The following is a 5,350-nucleotide window of genomic DNA, read 5'->3' as shown; positions in this document are numbered from 1 at the left end:
GTCCAGCGTGCGGTACGAAGTCCAAGGCCGCCCCAAGGTGGTCCGCTACTGGGCGGCTGAGGCCACGGGCGGCTGGTTCGAACCGAACCGGGAAGGGCTCCAGCCGATGACGGAGTACGCGCCCCCGGCCGTGCGCCGGGCGATCCCGCCCGTGCGGCAGCGGCCGTTCCTCCAGCTGTCCGGGGTCGGCCGTTCGATGGTGCTGACCTTCGACGACGGACCCGACCCCCGCTACACCCCGGAGATCCTCGCCACCCTGCGGCGCTACGGCTGCCGGGCGATGTTCTTCGTGTGCGGAGAGATGGCGGAGGCCAACCAGGACCTGGTGCGGGAGATGGCCGCGGACGGGCACGTGGTCGGCAACCACTCCTGGTCGCATCCGCTCATCCCCAAGCTGCGGCCCTCCCGCATCCGCGACGAACTCGGTTCCACCAGCGATCTCGTCGAGACGATCCTCGGCTCCGCCCCGCTCTGGTACCGCGCCCCCTTCGGGGCCTGGAACCGCCACTCCTTCGAGATCGGCGCCGAACTGGGCATGGAGCCCCTCGCCTGGACCGTCGACACCCTCGACTGGCAGGAGCCGGGCACGAGCAGCATCGTGCGCCGAGTGCTGGACGGGGCGGCGCCGGGGGTGGTCGTGCTCTCCCACGACGCCGGCGGAAACCGCTCGCAGAGCGTCGCGGCACTGAAGCGCTACCTCCCCGAACTCCTCGACTCCGGCTACCACATCACCGTCCCCCCACGCTGAGCGAACCCCGCGCGCACGGAAGGCCCCCGGACTCCTCCGGGGGCCTTCCGTGCGTCGTACCCTCGCGCCGAGCCGGTGGCTGCGCCGGCTCCGTCCGGGCACACCGATGTGCGTGTGCGGCCGGTGCCCAGCAGCGTGCAGTGGTGAGGGAGTTCCTTGACCTGAAGTGTGGTTGAGCTTCTAGCGTGGGGTCTCGTTGATCACCTGACAGGGGAGGAACCCTCATGATCCTCGTGACCGGAGCCACCGGAAACATAGGCCGCGCCCTGCTGAAGGAGCTGCAGGCGTGCGGTGCCGGGCCGGTGAGGGGGCTGACCCGTGATGCGGCACGGGCCGCGCTGCCGGACGGGGTCGATGTCGTGGAGGGCGACTTCGCGCGGCCGACGTCGTTGAAGCGCGCGCTGGACGGGGTGCGCTCGGTGTTTCTCGTGTCGCGTCTGGGCTCGGACGCCGACTTCCTCGAAGCCGCCCGGCAGGCCGGGGTGGAGCACGTGGTGCTGGTCTCGTCGATCACCGTCGAGACCCACCCGCACCTCGGGCCCGCCGCCGAGAACCTGGCGGTGGAGCAGCTGCTCCGGGCGAGCGGCATGGCCTGGACGATCCTGCGGCCGACGCAGTTCGCCTCCAACACCCTGATGTGGGCGGCTTCCGTCCGTGGCCACGAGACCGTCCACGCGCCCTACGCGGAGACCGCGCTCCCGACCGTTCACCCCGCGGACATCGCGGCGGTGGCGCGGGTGGCGCTGACCGAGCCCGGCCACCGTGGACGCGCGTACGCCCTGACCGGTCCGGAACCGGTGACCGCCCGTCAGCAGATCGAGGCGATCGCCGAGGCGCTGGGCCGGGAGGTGCCCTTCGCCGAGATCAGCCGCCAGGAGGCCCACGCGCGGATGGCCGCGGTCTTCGGGGCCGGGGCTGCCGACGCGGTGCTCGATGTCATGGGCGGGGACGTGAACGACGAGCTGCTGGCGGTGCGCGACACGGTTCTGCGCGTCACCGGAAACCCGGCCCGGCCGTTCCGGCAGTGGGCCGAGGAGAACGTCGACGCGTTCCGATGAATCGGCGTGCTCCGCGGGCCGTTCGTTCCTCTGCCTCCTTCTGGGGCCGCCGATGCCCGGAAGGCTGTGGGAGTCCAACTGCCTTCCGAGCGGCCGTGGTTCGTGAAGTGCCTTGAAGGAGGGTCAGCGGGAGCCGACCATCCGGGCGTAGACGACGACGTTGCCGTCGTAGCCGTGGGCGCGGGAGTAGCCGCCGCCGCAGGTGATGACGCGGAGTTCGGGCGTTCCGGTGTCGGAGTAGACCTGCACACCGGGGAAGTCGTTCTTGGAGTACACCTCGACGCCGTAGATCTCGAAGACGGCGACCCGGCCGTCGTACCGCTCCACCTCGACGTGCTGGCCCTTCTCCAGCGAGCCGAGACCGTAGAAGACCGCGGGGCCCGCCGCGTTGTCGACGTGGCCGACCAGGACGGACGTGCCGCGCTGCCCGGGTGCGATGCCGTTCTGGTACCAGCCGGCCAGGTTGGGATCCTCCGGGGGCGGGGCCGAGATCCAGCCGTCCGGGTCGAGGCCCACGTCCATGATCGGGGCCGAGACCCGGATGGCCGGGATCTTCACCCGCGAGGCGGGGGCGTGCGGCAGGGTCTCCAGGCCGTCGGGCGCGGGCGGCGGCGTCCCGAGCGGGCGGGTGTCGGGTCGGGCGGCGGCGGCCGGCTGCGGCGGGCCGAGCTCCACGTCGACCCCGTTGCGCATCATCGCCAGGCCGGACAGCATGACGAGAGCGAGAACGCCCCACGGGGCGCGTCTCCTCGGCTCAAGGACGCTGAAGTCCTTGGGGCTCATGGTTCTCCCTTCGTGGCGTCGTCAGAACGGTAAGGGCGACCGGGCGAACCGGCGATCAGAGCGGGGCGAACGGGTGGCGCGGGGCTCCGCGGGCGCGGACCCGGGCGCGGACCCGGACACGGACGAGGTGTCCGGGCTCTGTGGTACCCGAGGTGCGGGCGGGTGACGGGGACGATGACCCATCCGAGTAATCGTCAGATAAGCGGTCTGACGGTCGGTGACCTGCGACTCCGTCAGATTCAGGGGCTTTCGCCCGGCGTGTCGGCTCACCAGGGTGGACCAGTGCCGAAATGCGAGGGTCGCCGTGAGTTGTGAGGGTTCGTCATGGAAGGCGTACTCGTCGAACTTCCCGGAGCACCGCTTTGGGGCGTCTTCCACTGGAGGTTCAACCATGCGTGCTGCACGCACTCTGGCGGTGACCGCCACCGCACTCGCGGCGGTCGGGCTCGCGGCCCCTCTCGCCGTCGCCACGAACGGGCCCAGCGAAGTCACGATCAACCCCTCGGCCGTCCACCAGGGCTCGACCATCACCATCACCGTCAGGGGCTGCGGCCACGGCGGCAAGGTGACGTCCAACGCCTTCCCGACGACCAACCTCTCGGTGAACTCCAACGGGATCTCCAGCGCGATCGGCCGGGTCTACAACCACGCCACGCCGGGGACCTACAACCTCGCCGTCAAGTGCAGCGACAACTCGAACGTGGCCACCCGCCAGTTCACCGTCCTCGAGGCGAGGGGTGCCCAGGGCGGCATCGGCGGCTCGCTCGCTCCCAGCTCCACGGAAATGGCCATCGGCGGCTCGCTCGTCGCCGCGGCCGCGCTCGGCGGGGGCCTCTTCATCGCCCGCCGCCGCCGTATGGCCGGCGCCAAGGTCTGACCGGCCGAACCTCCCGGTCGGCCGCAACGCCCGTCGCCCCCGAATCCTGGTTCAGGCTTCGGGGGCGACGGGCGTCGGTCGGCCTTTCGGAGGCCTCGCCCGGGGCACGGCGCCCGCCGTCAGTGGCGACGGCCGCGGGCGAGCTGCGACCTGCGGCGTACGACGAGGACGGTGCCCACCGCCGCGGCGACGACCAGGCCGGCGCCGGCCGCCAGCGTTCCTGTGCCGACGCCCTCGACGGAGCCGCCGAGGCCGCCCCGCACACCGCTCGGGGTGGGCAGGATGGTGGAGAGGGAGGTGGACGTCGGGCTCGCCGTGGTGCCGCTGATGGTCAGGCCGACGGTGTCGGTGACGCCGCCGGTGCAGCGGAACGTGACCGTGTAGACGGCGCCCCGCTTGGCGTCCAGGTCCACCAGCGCGGTGGCCGAGGAGCCGGGGGCGATCGTCACCGTGTCGAAGACGCCCGCCGAGGCCGTCGCCGTACTGGCGCAGCCCGGGGCGGTGAGCGTCACCCGCCCGCCCGGCGCCACCAGCGAGGGCGTAATGACGAAATCGCCCGGTGCCTTCGCCTGTGCCGCCGGGGGGTTCGGTGCGGGCGCACCGTCCGCCGCGACGGCGACGGGGGCGGCCAGGGCGAGGGTGGCCGCCCCCAACAGGGCAGTGGACGCGGCACGTATCGCGCGCATGGAATCCTCCGGTCCCCGAGGAGCAGCAGCGGAAGCGGTTTCCGCACAAGGACAGGGCGTGCACCTCGATACCGGAAACGCTAGGAGCGCACTACCACAGTCGCGATCCCAGACGGGCGAATGGGGCATTCATGTCCCCCGCACGGCCCACACGCGCGTCGCGCGGGGGCTATCGGGTCACGTGCGGGAACAGGTCGGTGAAGGGTCCCGCCGTCGCCGAGATCCCGCGTCCGAACGGCGCGTCGAAGTCCCAGATCAGAAAGAGCAGGAACGCGATGAGCGCGCTGAACAGGCCCGCGAGCAGCAGCTCCCGGCCGGTGCGCCGGATCTGCAACGTGAAGATCAGTCCGACCGTCACCAGGGCCCCGGTGATCAGGCCGAACCAGACCACCCCCGGCATCGTCGCCCCCGCGCCCTCGCCGCGGGCGCCCCGTGCGTCGTCCACCACCGCCACCTGGTCCACGAGCGGCTGGTACGCCTGCCCCTCGTGGTCGGTGGCCGGCTGGTAGTCGGTCACCGACCGGCGCACCTGCTCCAGGAGCCGGGTGCCCTCCTCGCTGAGTTCGCCGTGCTCGGACATGTACGGCCACTCCTTGTCGACCACGTACCCGACATACGCGTCGACGTCCGCGCGGATCCGGGTCCGTACGTCCGCCGGGTACACCTCGGCGCGGGCCGAGATCTCGTGCAGCGCCTGGGCCTCCTGGCGCACCGTCTCCTGGGCCGCGCCGCGCGCCTCCCAGACACCGGCGATGGCGAGGCCGAGGACGATCGCGTAGATCACGCCGATCATCATCGTCATGTACTCCATGACGTCGGGCGTCTCGGTGGGGTCGTCGTCGTCCGGGACCCGGCGGTTGTTGATGACGACGATGGTGAGGACGACCGCGCAGGCGGCGGCCATCGCGATGGTCAGGACGAGCCATTCGGACATGGTGATTCCTTCGGCGGGGCTCAGCGGGAACGGGGACGCAGGATCGCGGTCGCGAGCACTGCCGGGGCGGTGACCAGCAGCATCATGGTCACGGGGGAGGTGCCGCTCTCGGGCTGCGGCCGCGCGGTACGGCGGTACGAGGGCAGGGCGACGGGGGTGGGGGCCGGCGCGCGGGGCCGCAGGGACGGCGCCGGGGCCGGTGGCGGCGGAGGGGGAGCGGGTGCCTCGGGCGGTGGCGTGGGCCTCGGCGGGGGAGTCCGCGCC

General features: G+C 72.1%; 7 protein-coding genes. 4 read left to right on the top strand and 3 right to left on the bottom strand.

Annotated elements, in window-relative coordinates; genetic code table 11:
- On the top strand, window positions 1-748 hold a 748-nt coding region (locus tag AB0E14_RS39195; RefSeq protein ID WP_362430206.1), incomplete at its 5' end, for a polysaccharide deacetylase family protein.
- A 224-nt stretch (window positions 749-972) separates the two neighbouring features.
- The gene (locus tag AB0E14_RS39190) at window positions 973-1,806 is read left to right on the top strand and encodes an NAD(P)H-binding protein (RefSeq protein ID WP_362430203.1); all 834 of its coding nucleotides are present in this window, start codon (window positions 973-975) and stop codon (window positions 1,804-1,806) included.
- A gap of 123 nt (window positions 1,807-1,929) precedes the next feature.
- Here AB0E14_RS39190 and AB0E14_RS39185 read toward each other — a convergent pair whose 3' ends face one another.
- On the bottom strand, window positions 1,930-2,589 hold the full coding sequence (locus AB0E14_RS39185; RefSeq protein ID WP_362430200.1) for a class F sortase: 660 nt from the start codon (window positions 2,587-2,589) through the stop codon (window positions 1,930-1,932).
- A 391-nt stretch (window positions 2,590-2,980) separates the two neighbouring features.
- Here AB0E14_RS39185 and AB0E14_RS39180 point away from each other — a divergent pair, with 391 nt between their 5' ends.
- Window positions 2,981-3,466: a hypothetical protein gene (locus AB0E14_RS39180; protein WP_362430197.1), complete on the top strand. Its 486-nt coding sequence runs from the start codon at window positions 2,981-2,983 to the stop codon at window positions 3,464-3,466.
- A gap of 119 nt (window positions 3,467-3,585) precedes the next feature.
- On the opposite strand, the gene AB0E14_RS39175 is transcribed toward AB0E14_RS39180, so the two are convergent.
- On the bottom strand, window positions 3,586-4,152 hold the full coding sequence (locus AB0E14_RS39175; RefSeq protein ID WP_362430194.1) for a hypothetical protein: 567 nt from the start codon (window positions 4,150-4,152) through the stop codon (window positions 3,586-3,588).
- Between the two features lie 169 nt (window positions 4,153-4,321).
- Window positions 4,322-5,086, bottom strand: coding sequence for a hypothetical protein (locus tag AB0E14_RS39170; RefSeq protein ID WP_362430191.1), 765 nt, complete (start codon window positions 5,084-5,086; stop codon window positions 4,322-4,324).
- Between the two features lie 69 nt (window positions 5,087-5,155).
- Here AB0E14_RS39170 and AB0E14_RS39165 point away from each other — a divergent pair.
- On the top strand, window positions 5,156-5,350 hold a 195-nt coding region (locus tag AB0E14_RS39165), incomplete at its 3' end, for a hypothetical protein (protein WP_362430188.1).

The sequence above is a fragment of the Streptomyces sp. NPDC047981 genome (assembly GCF_040653315.1).
In the GTDB taxonomy this organism is placed as follows: domain Bacteria; phylum Actinomycetota; class Actinomycetes; order Streptomycetales; family Streptomycetaceae; genus Streptomyces.
This window is presented reverse-complemented; position numbering and strand designations above follow the sequence as displayed.